We start from the raw sequence: 13,887 nt of genomic DNA on the forward strand, positions 1-13,887 counted from the left end.
AGCCTTCCCGTTTAAGTAGGGGTATTCTACGATATTCCCAGCAATCCACTCAACGAACACACAGCAATCAGGCCCCTATGAAACGTACTATTTTGCTCGCTTCATCGTCACCGTACCGAAAACAACTGCTGGAGCGCCTCAATCTACCCTTCGACTGCGCCAGCCCCGACATCGACGAAAGCCCCACCCCAGCTGAAAATGCAGAAACGCTCGCCGTACGCTTGGCCACTGAAAAAGCGCGGGCTCTAGCGAAGAGCCATCCAAACACACTTCTTATCGGATCTGACCAGGTAGCCACCCTGCCCGACGGCAGCCTACTCAATAAACCTAACTCACACGAACAAGCCGTCAAACAACTGACCCGCAGCAGCGGTCAGTGCGTGCAGTTCTGCACCGGCCTGGCGGTACTAGACAGCCAAACCGGCGATTTAAAGACCCACTGCGAGCTATTCACTGTGCGCTTTCGAAATCTCTCGCGAGATGAAATCACCGGTTATCTGAACAAAGAGCAACCCTACGACTGTGCCGGCAGCTTTAAAATGGAGGGATTGGGCATCACGCTTTTCAGCAGCCTGGAAGGCCAGGATCCTAACAGCCTTATCGGCCTACCCCTTATCGCCCTTGCTGGCATGTTGCGGGAATTCGGCGTAAACCCACTCCTCGACAACTAGCCAGCCATCAAACCGTCAATTAACGCAGTTCAAGCCGCGACTGAAGCAAATGCGCAGCCACCCCTTCGCCAAACGACACCCCCAGCTGCTCAATGAACTGCTGGAATGGCGAAGGCCCACGACTGTAATCGACCAACTCTTCGGCACCCACCACTTCACGTGCCACCCAAGAGCTACTACCCAAACCATCGATCAAGCCAAATTCCAGCGCCTGCTCACCACTCCAAACCAAGCCACTGAATAACTTGTCATTATCGACCAACCGGTCGCCACGACCTTCCTTGACGGCCGAAATGAATTGGTTGTGCGTGTTCTCGAGTACGCTCTGCCAAAATTCCACATCCTCTTCTCGCTCTGGCGTGAAGGGATCCAGAAATGCTTTATTCTCGCCGGCGGTGTACAAACGGCGCTCTACCCCCAGCTTTTCCATCAACGTATTGAATCCGAATCCACCGGCCACAACACCGATCGAACCCACAAGGCTGGCACGGTTTGCGTAAATCTCATCCGCTGCAGCCGCAATATAATAAGCGCCTGAGGCACCGACATCTGCAATCACGGCGTACACTTTCTTCTCGGGGTACTCCTGGCGCAGACGCTTGATCTCGTCATACACATAACCCGACTGCACAGGACTTCCGCCCGGACTGTTTATTCGCAAAACAACCGCTTTCGAGGTTTCCGCCTCAAACGCCGCTCGCAGCGAACCAACCAAATTATCGGCACTCGCCAGCTCATCCGCTGAAATCGGGCCGCTCAACTCGACCAGAGCCGTATGCTGGTCCGGAACCACACCCATACCATCACTGATGGGCGACCGAATCATCGCAATCAGCGCAAACAAATAAATGAACGTGAGCAATTTAAAAAAGATGCCCCAACGGCGGCTTCGCTTTTGCTCTGCCTGAAGCGACATCACCAGCTTTTCAATCAACTTCCAGTCGCGGTTCGACTCCGGTGGTATTGCTGGCTTTCTCGAACCAAAAATACCACCCTTGCCCGATTCCGAATCACTCATTCTCTATCCCTTTACTCGCAAACACTTAATAAATACACATCAAAGCCCAAGAACACGACGCAAATCGCCGACCGAGCTCACCACGGCATGAGGCTGGCAATCCAACAGCGCTTCTCTTGGATGCGCTCCCCACTCCACACCAATAGAGGGCATACCAATCCTTCGCGCCATTTCCAGGTCGTAATGGGTGTCGCCGATCATTACCACTTCTTCGGCCTGAAATCCGTAAAACTCCAGAATTTCTTCAAGCATTAATGGATCTGGCTTTGAGCGGGTTTCATCGGCGCACCTGGAGGTATCAAAGTGATGACCCAGACCACTGGTTGTCAGCGCCTGAGCAAGCCCGCGACGGCTTTTTCCAGTTGCAACGGAACAGCCTCGACCAGACGTGCGAATATCAGCCACCACATCTGCCATGCCATCGAACACATTCTGCGGGGTAGTCACCTTTTTAAAGAAGTAACCCGAATACCCTTCGCGAATACGTACGATTTCTTCATCACTTACACCGGGATACAGTTTCTGTAGCGCCTCGATCATGCCTAATCCAACAATATCCCGGTAGGCTGCAAGCTCCAGATTCGGGTACCCCAACTCCATCGCCGCTTGCTGCAAGCTTTCGGCAATATGATCAACAGAATCGATCAGCGTTCCATCCCAATCAAATATCACTGCTTTAACGTTCATTTCTGCTAATCCTTACTGCGTCGAGTTAGTTGATCAATAAGCTTTCCGAAAGCCTTATCATACGGTGCTTCGAGGAACATGGGTTCTTCCGTAACCGGTAACCGGAATTCCAAAGAACGTGCATGAAGCATCAATCGCTCACCACCTATTTTTCTGAAAGCCTTCAGGCTTGCATCATCCATGTACTTATCATCACCGGCAATCGGGTGACCACCCCACGCACTGTGCACACGGATTTGATGGGTTCGGCCGGTCACCGGCGAAGCCTCTACCAAACTATAGCCATCGTAGTTTGCCAAACTCTTATAAAGGGTGAGCGATTCTTTACCCTCGGGATTCACCTTCACCCGACGCTCACCATTTGGCATCTCGTAGCGTAACAACGGCTCGGCAACACGGGTTAGTTTTTTCGGCCAGGAACCAATCACGAGAGCGTGATACCGCTTACGCATTCTTTTTTGACGCAACTCATCCTGCAAAAAACGAAGCGCCGACCGCTTTTTAGCCACCATCACCAAACCGGAAGTGTCACGGTCCAGCCGGTGCACCAACTCAAGAAATTTTGCTTGAGGGCGAGACGAGCGCAGCACTTCAATCAACCCGAAGCTGAGGCCACTTCCGCCGTGAACCGCAATACCAGCGGGCTTATTGACCACCAGCATTTCAGAGTTTTCAAACACCACTGCGGCCTCAACCACATTCTGCACGCGATCGCCGGGCTTTGGTTGCTCGGGTTTGGCTTGCTGTACGATAGGCGGAATGCGCACAACATCCCCCTCTTTAACACGAGTGTCAGGCTTCACACGCCCTTTATTCACCCGCACCTCACCCTTTCGAACGATGCGATACACAATACTCTTGGGCACACCACGAAGCCGGGCCAATAAAAAGTTATCAATACGCTGCCCGGCCATATCTGCATCAACGTCAACAAACTGAACGCCTTTTTGAACCTTAGCAGCAGGCTGCGAGACCAAGTCAGGCTTACCACCACGACTCTCATTCGCACCGTGCGTTGAGCGAGCTTTATGGGGCTGTTTCCGGGAAGCCGGTTTCTGTGACATGAAATACCTTATTCCGGCTTGCACCGGGCGCTTGGATACAGGATTGTACAGCTACGAGTTTACTGTTATATTCCGACGTGCTCTGCCGTTTGTCTACGGCCTGAAGAATTTTGTTCAGAAGCCGGAGCGGCAGCAGTATACCGACACTGATTACTAGATTGAACGCCGAATACCCAATCATTACCGGGCCCGGCGTGAGTCAAACTCCCGATGCACAGGGCAGACCATAGAGTGGCTGTTACCTCCTCGGGAGAAGAAAATAACCGACCGGGAAACCGTCGGACGGGAACATCACGAAGAATCACTGCCACGCAAAACCGGGCCGTCAGCTTACCAACACGACGTGAGACCTAGGAGTTTGTGTGAACCTGAAAACGGATATTATGCGTCAACAGACACTCACCCTATTCGATCTTACCCTGCCGTCAGGCAGGCGAAGAGTCAGCGGTGGTCTCAGACATACAGGGTCAAAACCCATAAAGGTATGACTCGTCTGGCCGCCGGCCTGCCCTGCTAATTCAGGGCCCGCGGCACGCAAATCCCGATTCGCTGATGCGAACGTCTCCGGTTTCCTGTCTTAACAAACGACAGGAACTCACTTTTCCCATGAAAAGAATGCTGATCAATGCAACTCACCCTGAAGAGTTGCGCGTAGCACTGGTAGACGGCCAACGACTGTTTGATCTGGACATTGAATCCAGCACCCGCGAACAGAAAAAAGCCAACATTTACAAAGGCAGAATCACTCGTGTAGAGCCCAGCCTCGAAGCGGCCTTCATCGACTTTGGTGCCGACCGTCACGGCTTCCTGCCCCTGAAAGAAATCTCCAAAGAATACTTCAAGAAGTCGCCCAGCCAGATCGAAGGCAAAATCAATATTAAAGATGTGCTTTCTGAAGGTCAGGAAGTCATCGTACAGGTCGATAAAGAAGAGCGCGGCAACAAGGGTGCAGCCCTGACTACCTTTATTTCTTTGGCTGGCCGCTATTTGGTGCTAATGCCCAACAACCCTCGTGCAGGCGGTATCTCTCGCCGTATCGAAGGTGAAGATCGCGCTCAACTCAAAGAAGCGATGAACGGCGTTCAAGTACCCAAATCTATGGGTATCATTGTCCGTACCGCCGGAATCGGCCGCACCACAGAAGAACTCCAGTGGGATCTCGATTATCTGGTTCAGTTCTGGGAAGCCATCACCCAGGCCGCCGACGAGCGAAAAGCCCCTTTTCTGATCCATCAGGAAAGCAATCTGATCATCCGTGCCGTGCGCGATTATCTTCGCCAAGACATCGGTGAAGTGTTAATTGACTCAGAAAGCGTTTATGAAGACGTACTGAGCTTTGTTCGCGCCGTTATGCCGACCTTTGAAAACAAGATCAAACTGTACAAAGATGAAATCCCTTTGTTCAGTCGTTACCAGATCGAAGGTCAGATCGAGACCGCTTTCCAGCGTGAAGTAAAACTGCCTTCCGGTGGCTCTATTGTTATCGATCCGACCGAAGCTCTGGTATCTATCGACATCAACTCGTCTCGCGCCACCAAAGGCCACGATATCGAGGAAACGGCGTTACAGACCAACCTTGAAGCCGCCGAAGAAATTGCTCGCCAGCTGCGCTTACGTGACATGGGCGGCCTGATTGTCATCGACTTCATCGACATGACACCAGCCAAACATCAGCGCGAAGTAGAACAAAAGATGCGTGAAGCGCTGGAAATTGACCGTGCCCGCGTTCAAGTTGGCAAGATTTCCCGCTTCGGTTTGCTTGAAATGTCGCGCCAGCGCCTACGCCCCTCACTCGGCGAAACCCGTAGTGAAGTGTGCCCGCGCTGCGAAGGCCAAGGTACTATTCGAGGCATCGAATCTCTGGCGCTGAGCATCATGCGCCTGATCTACGAAGAATCTTCTAAGGAAAAAACCGCAGAAGTCCGGGCCATCGTGCCGGTTTCCGTTGCAACCTTCCTGTTGAACGAGAAGCGCAAGCAGCTAGCAGACATCGAATCGGGTCAAGGCGTGTCTATCGTGGTCGTCCCGGTTCCGAACATGGAAACCCCGCACTTCGAAATCGTTCGTATGCGTCAGGACGAAACTGCGCCTGAGCACATTTCCAGCCATCAGGTGGCCCACGAATACAACGAGCGTGAAGAAGAGTCCGTTGTTGAAGTAACCAGCACCGAAAAACCCGCTCGAGAGCAAGCTGCGGTTAAAGCCATTCGCCCAGCACCGGCCCCTGCAGCCAAACCATCCGTCAAAGTTGAACCCGCTGATGCTGATGAAGGCTCTTTCCGCAAGCTGTGTAAAAAAATCGCCAGCTTCTTTAACGGCGAAGCAGACACCACAGCTGACAACAAGCAGGCCACGAAAAGTGCCGGCAATAACCGTCGCCCACAGGCTCGCCCCGACCGTCAGGATCGCCGGAAATCGCGGGTAGCTCGAGATGACCAGCGCGACGGCAATCGCAATGGCAACGAGCGCCGCCAAAACAACCGCAATCGCCCTAACCGGAATGACGACCAGAATCGTGGTTCACAAAGTCGCCAAACTCAGCAAGACAAGCCTGCTGACAACAAGGGCAACGACAACCGCAGAGACGGCCGAAAAGAAGGCCAGAACCGCGGTCAGGGTCGAAATCGCCCGCAGCGCGACGCGAAAGATCTAAAAGATCAAAGGGATACCCGCGACAATCAGGCCAACTCGAAGGGCCCTGCGAGCGACAAACCAAACGACGACAAGCGCCGTAAGCCGCGTCGTCAGCGTAATCGTGATGGCTCAGCAGCTGAAGCACCGGCATCAACACCTGCCGCCCGCAAAGCTGAGCGTAGCGACAAGCACCAAAAAGATACGCAGCCAGAAAAAGCCGTTGAAGAAAAAGCCTCTTCAGCACCGAAAGCTGCAGTAGAGACAGGCGTCAAAGCGAAAGACGCTAACACTCAACCCCAGACCAAACCGGCTGCAGAGCAAAGCCCGAAAGCGGAAGAGCGTAAGCCGCACGCCGTAGAAGCGAAAACTGAAACTGCCCAGCCCGTAGCCAAGGAGCAGGACTCCGCGCCCAAGGCAAAAGAAGAGGCTAAACCTGCAAACACGGATGAAGCAGCTAAAGCGGCACCTGAGAGCAAAGCCGACGAAAGCAAGCCGGAGAAGCGCAAGCCTGCCCCTCGTCAGCGCAAACCACAGGCCGAGAAAGAAGCCAAAGCCGAGCAAACCAGCGAAGCGCCGAAGGCAAGCGAGCCTGTAGCCGATAGCAAAGACAAAACAGACAGCAAGCCGGCAGAAGCTCCCAAAACAGAGGCAAAACCTGCCCCTGAGACAAAAGCCAGCGAAGCTAAAACGGAAGCACCTAAGGCCGAAGCTGAGAAGGCTGAGAAGGCTGAGAAGGCTGAGAAGGCTGAGAAGGCTGAGAAGGCAGCCGAAGCTACCGAAAAGCCAAAAGCAACCGCTAAGGCAGATACTAAGCCCGAAGCAAAAGCTGAAGCCGAGCCAAAGGCTGAGCCCGCTAAAGCCGAAGCTTCCAGCGCTATCGATGTGCCGGTAACGCCAGGTCGCGCTTACAACGATCCAAGAGAAGTCCGCAAGCGCCAGCGTGCGGCCGAACAAGCCAAAAAGGCCGAGGATAATTGATTATGCTGACCAATTCCGACATTGAAGCACTGGAAGACATTCTCTTTGCCGAGCCTTGGGGCGATGAAGCCTTGGACTTTTTTGGCTTGCACGGAGCCGTCTGCGCCAGTGTGATCGGGCCGGTCAACCTCCAGGTGGAAGACATCTTCCGCCTGGCCACAGGTTCCGACACCCTGCCCGGCGGCAAGGTGCCAGACGTTTTCGCTCAGTGCGTTAGCAGCCTTACCCGTGATATGACCCAGTCTCTGGATATGGGCCATGCGCTGGAGCTTCCTGAACCGGAAGACGGCGATCCAATGAACGCACTGGAAAACTGGTGTGCGGGCTTTGTCGAAACTTTCCTCGAAAACGAAGATAAGTGGATGGAAGAAGCCGTTGAAGAGGAAGTGGCAGATTTGATGGTGCCAATCCTGACACTGTCTGGGCTGTTTGAAGACGAAGACTTCCAGCGCGCTCGTGAAGATGAGCAGGTTGCAGGTCGAATGGCAGAAGCCATTCCAGACTCATTGACAGACCTGTACCTGTTGTTCCACGCGCCGGAGTAAATTACCCGCGAACAGGTTCACGGAAATGATGCCAGACGGGCTCCAACCCCTCTGGCATTTTTGTTATACGGCCAAGCTCACACCAACCCGCTCCCGGGAAATGAAAATCACTGCCTTGAGACGCCAACAGCCCTTCCCGCCTTGCCAGTTCGGCAACAAACCCTAAATCGCCGCTGGATTGGCCTGCAATTGAAACCTCAATCGCGCGCCCACCTGCTTTACCAAAATCGTGTATCAATTCTCGCAATCGAGTAGCAGACAACTTGTACTTACGCGGATGCGCCAAGACCGCAATGCCCCCCGCCTCATGAATCCATTGCAGCACCTCACTCAGCTCCGGCCAACACGCCTTCACATCACCCGGCTTGCCCGATCCAAGATGACGCTTAAATGCATGAGCTACCTTCGGGACGACTTCGGCATCTACCAATGCCTGCGCAAAATGCGGACGACCCGGCACATCACCTCCGGCCAGTGCCGTTGCTTTTTCCAGCAATGAATCCACCTTAAGGCGGGACAGCTTATCCGCAATAATCCGAGCGCGCTGCCACCGATTTTCCTTCTGAATCGACAGAGCTTTCAAGAAAGCCGGACTGGCTTCGTCAAAATCAAGCCCAACTACGTGGATGGTGTAAGTTTTCCATACACAGGACAGCTCTACTCCATTGATCAACGTCAGTCCGCTCTCAGCGGCTGCCGCCTTAGCTTCCGGCAGCCCGGCGATCGTATCGTGGTCAGTCAGGGCGAGATGGCTAACACCCTTTTCTGCGGCACGGGCAACCAGCTCCGTTGGAGCAAGAGCACCATCAGAAGCTGTGCTATGGCAATGCAGATCAATGCAAGGTTTTGGGTCTTGGGGTATAGTCACAAACCAATCCTGATAATAATGTGGCTGCCAGTGTATCAGCCTTGCGCTGTGCGCCCTAACACTGGCCTTAACGACATTGGAGCACCCTATGTACTACGCGATCATGAGCGAAGACGTACCCAACAGCTTGGCACTTCGTAAACAGGCACGCTCGGCTCACCTCGCCCGGCTGGAAACGTTAAAAGCAGATGGACGTTTATTCGCGGCCGGACCTCACCCCGCCATTGATACAGAAGACCCTGGCGACTCCGGATTTACCGGCAGCTTGGTGATTGCAGAATTCGACTCTCTCGAAGCCGCACAAGCCTGGGCCGATGCAGACCCCTACATTGACGCTGGCGTTTACCAATCGGTTGCCGTAAAACCGTACAAAGTGGTGCTACCTTAACCTCGCCGAAATCGCTCAACATAAGCGGCAGCGCACAGTATGAGCGGATTGTAACGCGGGACGGCTTGAATACAGGTCAAGCTGTGACAAAATTGCTGCCTTATATAATCTAACTATCGCCAGACTCAGGGAATGCAACCAGTGACACCGCTCCGCCTTGCTCTCAGCTTTTTTATTATTTTCAGTTCCATTTCCGTAGCTCAGGCGCGAACCGTGTGGGTTGACGACCAACTCTACCTGCCCGTTCGGTCTGGCGCCGGTACTCAGTTTCGAATTATCGAAAACGCCGTGCCAACCGGCACAGCTCTTGAGTTGATCGAAACTCAAGAAGGCTATTCTAAAGTTCGCACCCCTAAGGGTACCGTCGGGTGGGTTTCCTCCCAGTACATCAGTAAAACGCCGGTTGCGAGAGATCAGCTTGCACGTGCCACCCGTGAACTGGAAAAAGCACAGCAAGACGTTGCCAGCCTCCGTGAACAACTGTCATCCGTTACCGAAGAGCGTAACACTCTACAAAATACGGAAAACAATCTGGCCAGCCAGACTGAAAATCTGCAAGATGAACTAACAAAGATCAAAAGCATCGCGGCGGACTCCATCAATTTGGAACGTCGCAGCCGAGAACTGCGGGAAGAAAACCAGAAACTGCGGAACGACCTGGAAATACTCACTGCAGAAAATGAACGATTGGAAGCCGGCCGCGAATCCGATTTCATGCTCTTGGGAGCAGGACTGGTGTTCGGCGGCGTGCTACTGGCCTTGATCATACCGATGCTCAAGCCAACCAGGAAAACCGATAATTGGGCCTAACCATGAAAGACTATTCGGAAAAGCGCGATTTCTACCGAATGCAGGTTAACAGCACAATCCAGATCACCGATAACAACGGTGAAACCTTCACTGGAATCTGCCAAGACCTCAGCGCTGCAGGCATGCAGCTTCAGGTAGACCGCCCTTTTCCGGTTGGCGCAGAGCTGAAAACGGTGATGGAAGCTGCAGGAGATCAGTTTCCGCCTCTGGAAACCGTCGGTGAGGTTTTGCGTTGCGCTCCTGATGACACCGGGTATGTTTTGGGCATCAACATCCTCGAAGTTCGATAAAATTCTCCGGCAAAAAAAACGGCGACCAGATTGGTCGCCGTTTTTGTATCCGCTGAGAAAGCGCTGACCTACACCAGAGGCTTCTCCGATACGATAATGCCGTTGTTATCGGCATAGACGTACTGACCCGGATGGAAGGTCACGCCATGGAAGGTTACCGGGATGTTCAGGTCACCAATATTGCGCTTTTCTGTTTTGCGGGGCACCGTGCCGAGCGCCTGAACACCCAGCTTGGTTTGGCCAATCTCATCCACATCACGAATGCAGCCATAGATAATCAAACCGGCCCAGCCATTCTCGGCGGCTTTCTCGGCCAGCATATCACCCAGCAGTGCGTTGCGCTTTGATGCGCCGCCATCAACCACCATTACACGGCCATTGCCCGGCAAACCCACCTGCTCTTTCACGACAGAGTTGTCTTCAAAGCACTTCACCGTGACGATTTCACCGCCGAACTGACGAATGCCGCCGTAGTTATTGAAGCCAGGCTCAACCACCTGCACTTCCGGAAACTCATCACACAGATCCGGAGTAATAATGTTGCTCACGCTTTCGTTCTCCTTTCCCGTTTTCAGTTCAGTCAATTTTTTCGTCAGCCAGGAAGAACCAGGTATCCAGAACGGAATCCGGGTTCAAAGAAACCGTATCGATGCCTTCGTCCATTAGCCACTTGGCAAGATCTGGATGATCTGACGGCCCTTGGCCACAGATTCCAATGTACTTACCCGCCTTACGGCAAGCCTGAATGGCGTTGGACAGCAGCGCTTTAACCGCATCGTTACGTTCATCAAACAGGTGCGCGATGATGCCGGAATCGCGATCGAGCCCCAGAGTCAGCTGCGTCAAATCGTTCGAGCCAATAGAGAAGCCGTCAAAGTGCTCCAGGAACTGCTCAGCGAGGATTGCATTTGCGGGCAACTCGCACATCATGATCAGCCGAAGGCCGTTCTCGCCGCGCTTCAGGCCGTTTTCAGCCAACAACTGTACGACTTGCTCTGCCTCACCAACGGTCCGCACAAACGGAACCATCACTTCAACGTTGGTCAGCCCCATTTGGTCACGCACTTTCTTGAGCGCACGGCACTCAAGCTCGAAACAATCACGGAAGGTTTCAGAGATGTAGCGAGACGCACCGCGGAAGCCCAGCATTGGGTTCTCTTCGTCTGGCTCGTACAAGGTACCGCCAATCAGGTTGGCGTATTCATTCGATTTGAAGTCCGACAAGCGAACAATCACTTTCTTCGGCGCAAACGCGGCCGCCAACGTAGAAATACCTTCAACCAGCTTATCGACATAGAAATCCACCGGCGAGCTGTAACCGGAAATACGCTTGTCTACGGTTTGCTTGATGTCACCCGGCAAACCATCGTAGTTCAACAACGCCTTCGGATGCACACCGATCATACGGTTGATGATAAATTCCAGACGCGCCAATCCAACGCCTTCGCTGGGCAAAGACTGGAAATCAAACGCGCGGTCCGGGTTGCCCACGTTCATCATGATCTTGAACGGAATGTTGGGCATGGAATCCACAGTGTTTTCACGCAATTCAAAATCCAGAGCGCCGTCGTAGATGAAGCCAGTGTCGCCTTCTGCACAAGAAACCGTCACGTTCTGACCGTCTTTCAGCTCTTCGGTGGCGTCACCGCAACCCACAACCGCCGGAATACCCAGTTCGCGGGCAATGATCGCCGCGTGGCAAGTACGGCCACCACGGTCAGTCACGATGGCCGAAGCACGCTTCATGACAGGTTCCCAATCTGGGTCTGTCATATCTGTCACTAGAACGTCACCGGGTTGAACCCGATCCATTTCATTAATGCTGGTTATAATTTTTACCGGACCACTGCCGATCTTGTGGCCAATACTACGGCCCTCGATCAGAACCTTACCGGTTTCTTTCAGCAGATAACGCTCCATTACGTTGGCGGATGCGCGGCTCTTAACGGTTTCCGGACGGGCCTGAACAATGTAAATCTTGCCGTCGTCACCGTCTTTCGCCCATTCAATATCCATCGGACGCTGGTAGTGTTTTTCGATAATCATGGCCTGCTTGGCCAACTCTTCTACTTCCGCATCGGTGATGGAGAAACGCGTGCGCTCTTCCATATCCACCTTCACGGTTTCAACAAACTTACCTTCGCCCGGTTCTGTGTGATAAACCATCTTGATGGCTTTGCTACCCAGATTACGGCGCAGGACTGCAGGGCGGCTAGCGGCCAAAGTGGGCTTATGGACATAAAACTCATCAGGATTCACAGCGCCCTGAACTACAGTTTCACCCAAGCCATAGGATGACGTGATGAAAACAACGTCACGGAAACCGGACTCCGTATCCAACGTAAACATAACGCCACTGGATGCAGTTTCACTGCGTACCATTTTCTGAATACCGGCAGACAGAGCAACCAGCTTATGATCAAAGCCGTGATGCACTCGGTAAGAAATGGCGCGATCGTTAAACAAAGAGGCAAATACTTCTTTAACTGAAGTACGCACCTGCTCAAGGCCGACCACGTTCAGGAAGGTTTCCTGCTGGCCGGCAAACGAGGCATCCGGAAGATCTTCGGCAGTTGCGGAGGAACGCACGGCTACTGCCATAGCGTCGTTTCCGGCACGAAGATTTTCGTAGGCTTCTTTGAGCGCATTTTCCAATGGCTGAGGGAAGTCGGTATCAATAACCCATTGACGAATCTGTGAGCCAACCCGGGCCAACTCATTTACGTCGTTCACATCCAGCGCATCCAGAGCCTGATCGATACGATCTTTCAGCCCGTCTGTCGCCAGAAACTCTCGGTATGCATGTGCTGTAGTGGCAAAACCGCCTGGGACGGTAACACCTGCATTGGCCAGATTACTGATCATTTCACCGAGGGACGCATTTTTACCCCCAACACGGTCAACATCGGACATTCCTAGGTGGTCAAACCAGATAATGTAATCTTCCAAAGCGTGGTCTCCCTTGTATCTTGAGTGGCGCGGAGTCTCGAAACTGGCGAGTATAATACTGTAAGCTGCGGAAATTACCTAGGGAACCGCCTTAAAACCTGAGTGGATGAAACCATGAAAAGAACTGCTTTTTTTATCTCGGACGGCACTGGCCTAACCGCAGAAGCGCTGGGACACGCGCTCTTAGCCCAGTTTGAAAAGATTGAATTTGAACGCATTACCGTGCCGTATATCGACGATGAAGAAAAGGCCCGGGAAATGGCTAAACGCATCAATACCGCCGCCGACATCGATGGAGAGCGCCCTTTGGTGTTCGACACCATCGTCAACAGCGCCATTCGCGAGATCGTAAGCGGCGCCGACGGCTTCATGGTGGATATCTTTGGCACCTTTCTGAACCCGCTGGAACGCGAGCTGAATTCATCGTCTTCTTACTCCGTTGGAAAATCCCACGCCATAGACAACGTCAGTAGTTATGAACGTCGGATTCACGCTGTGAACTTCGCGCTGGACAATGACGACGGGGCCAGAACACGACACTACGATGAGGCCGACTTGATCCTGATCGGCGCGTCCCGCAGCGGCAAAACACCGACCTGCCTCTATCTGGCACTGCAATACGGTATTAAAGCGGCAAACTACCCGATCACCGAAGAAGATCTGGACGATCAGAAAATGCCGGGCGCACTGCGGACCCACAAGCAAAAACTGTTTGGCTTAACCATTCAGCCAGAACGGTTGGCCACCATCCGCAACGAGCGCCGGCCTAACTCCCGCTATTCTTCCATGCAGCAATGTATGCATGAAGTAGAGGAAATCGAGTTGATGTACAAGCGGGAGCGCATTCCCTACCTGAACACCACCGCTTATTCCGTTGAAGAAATCTCCACACGGATCATGGTTTCAACCGGGCTCAAGCGCCATCGGTAACTCGCCCCATAAAAAAGGGTGGAAGACTTTCGTCCTCCACCCTTTTCGAGCCTAG

14 protein-coding genes are annotated in these 13,887 nt (G+C 53.1%); 8 read left to right on the forward strand and 6 right to left on the reverse strand.

The features are described 5' to 3' along the window. Nucleotides 1–77: 77 nt before the first annotated feature. Entirely contained in the window at nucleotides 78–671 is a 594-nt protein-coding gene (locus K5L82_RS06680) for a Maf family protein (protein WP_223133605.1), read from the forward strand. A gap of 19 nt (nucleotides 672–690) precedes the next feature. Here the strand turns inward: K5L82_RS06680 and K5L82_RS06685 are convergent, their stop codons facing one another. From K5L82_RS06685 to rluC, 3 genes are read right to left on the reverse strand one after another with little or no spacing between them, the layout of a single operon-like run. Continuing rightward, nucleotides 691–1,689, reverse strand: a complete 999-nt coding sequence (locus K5L82_RS06685; protein ID WP_223133606.1) for a S49 family peptidase — start codon at nucleotides 1,687–1,689, stop codon at nucleotides 691–693. A 39-nt stretch (nucleotides 1,690–1,728) separates the two neighbouring features. Next, nucleotides 1,729–2,376 carry an HAD family hydrolase gene (locus K5L82_RS06690; RefSeq protein ID WP_133005892.1) on the reverse strand — a complete coding sequence of 216 codons (648 nt, stop codon included), beginning with the start codon at nucleotides 2,374–2,376 and terminating at the stop codon, nucleotides 1,729–1,731. A 5-nt stretch (nucleotides 2,377–2,381) separates the two neighbouring features. Further along, nucleotides 2,382–3,440 (reverse strand): 23S rRNA pseudouridine(955/2504/2580) synthase RluC, encoded by a 1,059-nt coding sequence (gene rluC / locus K5L82_RS06695; protein WP_223133607.1) that lies wholly within the window; start codon nucleotides 3,438–3,440, stop codon nucleotides 2,382–2,384. Between rluC and K5L82_RS06700 the strand changes: the two genes are divergently transcribed. The 3 genes from K5L82_RS06700 to K5L82_RS06710 all read left to right on the forward strand — a co-directional run bounded on the left by K5L82_RS06700 (nucleotide 3,439) and on the right by K5L82_RS06710 (nucleotide 7,597). Beyond that, a complete protein-coding gene (locus K5L82_RS06700; RefSeq protein ID WP_165950601.1) occupies nucleotides 3,439–3,597 on the forward strand; it encodes a hypothetical protein in 159 nt (52 codons plus the stop codon). The two genes, rluC and K5L82_RS06700, sit on opposite strands and share 2 nt — an antisense overlap. Before the next feature lie 449 nt (nucleotides 3,598–4,046). Continuing rightward, on the forward strand, nucleotides 4,047–7,052 hold the full coding sequence (gene rne, locus K5L82_RS06705) for a ribonuclease E (RefSeq protein WP_223133608.1): 3,006 nt from the start codon (nucleotides 4,047–4,049) through the stop codon (nucleotides 7,050–7,052). Nucleotides 7,053–7,054: 2 nt separating this feature from the next. Continuing rightward, on the forward strand, nucleotides 7,055–7,597 hold the full coding sequence (locus tag K5L82_RS06710) for a YecA family protein (RefSeq protein ID WP_223133609.1): 543 nt from the start codon (nucleotides 7,055–7,057) through the stop codon (nucleotides 7,595–7,597). 1 nt (nucleotide 7,598) lies between these two features. Here K5L82_RS06710 and K5L82_RS06715 read toward each other — a convergent pair whose 3' ends face one another. Then, nucleotides 7,599–8,465 (reverse strand): PHP domain-containing protein, encoded by an 867-nt coding sequence (locus tag K5L82_RS06715; protein WP_133005896.1) that lies wholly within the window; start codon nucleotides 8,463–8,465, stop codon nucleotides 7,599–7,601. 88 nt (nucleotides 8,466–8,553) lie between these two features. Between K5L82_RS06715 and K5L82_RS06720 the strand changes: the two genes are divergently transcribed. The 3 genes from K5L82_RS06720 to K5L82_RS06730 all read left to right on the forward strand — a co-directional run bounded on the left by K5L82_RS06720 (nucleotide 8,554) and on the right by K5L82_RS06730 (nucleotide 9,953). Beyond that, on the forward strand, nucleotides 8,554–8,853 hold the full coding sequence (locus K5L82_RS06720; RefSeq protein WP_133005897.1) for a YciI family protein: 300 nt from the start codon (nucleotides 8,554–8,556) through the stop codon (nucleotides 8,851–8,853). A 141-nt stretch (nucleotides 8,854–8,994) separates the two neighbouring features. Next, on the forward strand, nucleotides 8,995–9,663 hold the full coding sequence (locus K5L82_RS06725; RefSeq protein ID WP_133005898.1) for a TIGR04211 family SH3 domain-containing protein: 669 nt from the start codon (nucleotides 8,995–8,997) through the stop codon (nucleotides 9,661–9,663). A gap of 2 nt (nucleotides 9,664–9,665) precedes the next feature. After that, on the forward strand, nucleotides 9,666–9,953 hold the full coding sequence (locus tag K5L82_RS06730; protein ID WP_223133610.1) for a PilZ domain-containing protein: 288 nt from the start codon (nucleotides 9,666–9,668) through the stop codon (nucleotides 9,951–9,953). A 68-nt stretch (nucleotides 9,954–10,021) separates the two neighbouring features. Here the strand turns inward: K5L82_RS06730 and rraA are convergent, their stop codons facing one another. Beyond that, nucleotides 10,022–10,501 (reverse strand): ribonuclease E activity regulator RraA, encoded by a 480-nt coding sequence (gene rraA / locus K5L82_RS06735; protein WP_114333427.1) that lies wholly within the window; start codon nucleotides 10,499–10,501, stop codon nucleotides 10,022–10,024. Between the two features lie 28 nt (nucleotides 10,502–10,529). Next, a complete protein-coding gene (ppsA, locus tag K5L82_RS06740) occupies nucleotides 10,530–12,902 on the reverse strand; it encodes a phosphoenolpyruvate synthase (protein ID WP_223133611.1) in 2,373 nt (790 codons plus the stop codon). Nucleotides 12,903–13,016: 114 nt separating this feature from the next. On the opposite strand from ppsA, the gene K5L82_RS06745 reads away from it, so the two are divergent. After that, on the forward strand, nucleotides 13,017–13,832 hold the full coding sequence (locus K5L82_RS06745; protein ID WP_133005901.1) for a pyruvate, water dikinase regulatory protein: 816 nt from the start codon (nucleotides 13,017–13,019) through the stop codon (nucleotides 13,830–13,832). Nucleotides 13,833–13,887: the final 55 nt, after the last annotated feature.

The sequence above is a fragment of the Marinobacter sp. AL4B genome (genome assembly GCF_019916045.1).
Lineage (GTDB): Bacteria > Pseudomonadota > Gammaproteobacteria > Pseudomonadales > Oleiphilaceae > Marinobacter.

Coding starts and splice junctions, on each gene's coding strand:
- K5L82_RS06700 (WP_165950601.1), top strand. CDS start 3,439: ATGAAATACCTTATTCCGGCTTGCACCGGGCGCTTGGATACAGGATTG.
- K5L82_RS06730 (WP_223133610.1), top strand. CDS start 9,666: ATGAAAGACTATTCGGAAAAGCGCGATTTCTACCGAATGCAGGTTAAC.
- K5L82_RS06690 (WP_133005892.1), bottom strand. CDS start 2,376: ATGAACGTTAAAGCAGTGATATTTGATTGGGATGGAACGCTGATCGAT.
- K5L82_RS06720 (WP_133005897.1), top strand. CDS start 8,554: ATGTACTACGCGATCATGAGCGAAGACGTACCCAACAGCTTGGCACTT.
- K5L82_RS06710 (WP_223133609.1), top strand. CDS start 7,055: ATGCTGACCAATTCCGACATTGAAGCACTGGAAGACATTCTCTTTGCC.
- K5L82_RS06745 (WP_133005901.1), top strand. CDS start 13,017: ATGAAAAGAACTGCTTTTTTTATCTCGGACGGCACTGGCCTAACCGCA.
- rluC (WP_223133607.1), bottom strand. CDS start 3,440: ATGTCACAGAAACCGGCTTCCCGGAAACAGCCCCATAAAGCTCGCTCA.
- K5L82_RS06680 (WP_223133605.1), top strand. CDS start 78: ATGAAACGTACTATTTTGCTCGCTTCATCGTCACCGTACCGAAAACAA.
- K5L82_RS06685 (WP_223133606.1), bottom strand. CDS start 1,689: ATGAGTGATTCGGAATCGGGCAAGGGTGGTATTTTTGGTTCGAGAAAG.
- rne (WP_223133608.1), top strand. CDS start 4,047: ATGAAAAGAATGCTGATCAATGCAACTCACCCTGAAGAGTTGCGCGTA.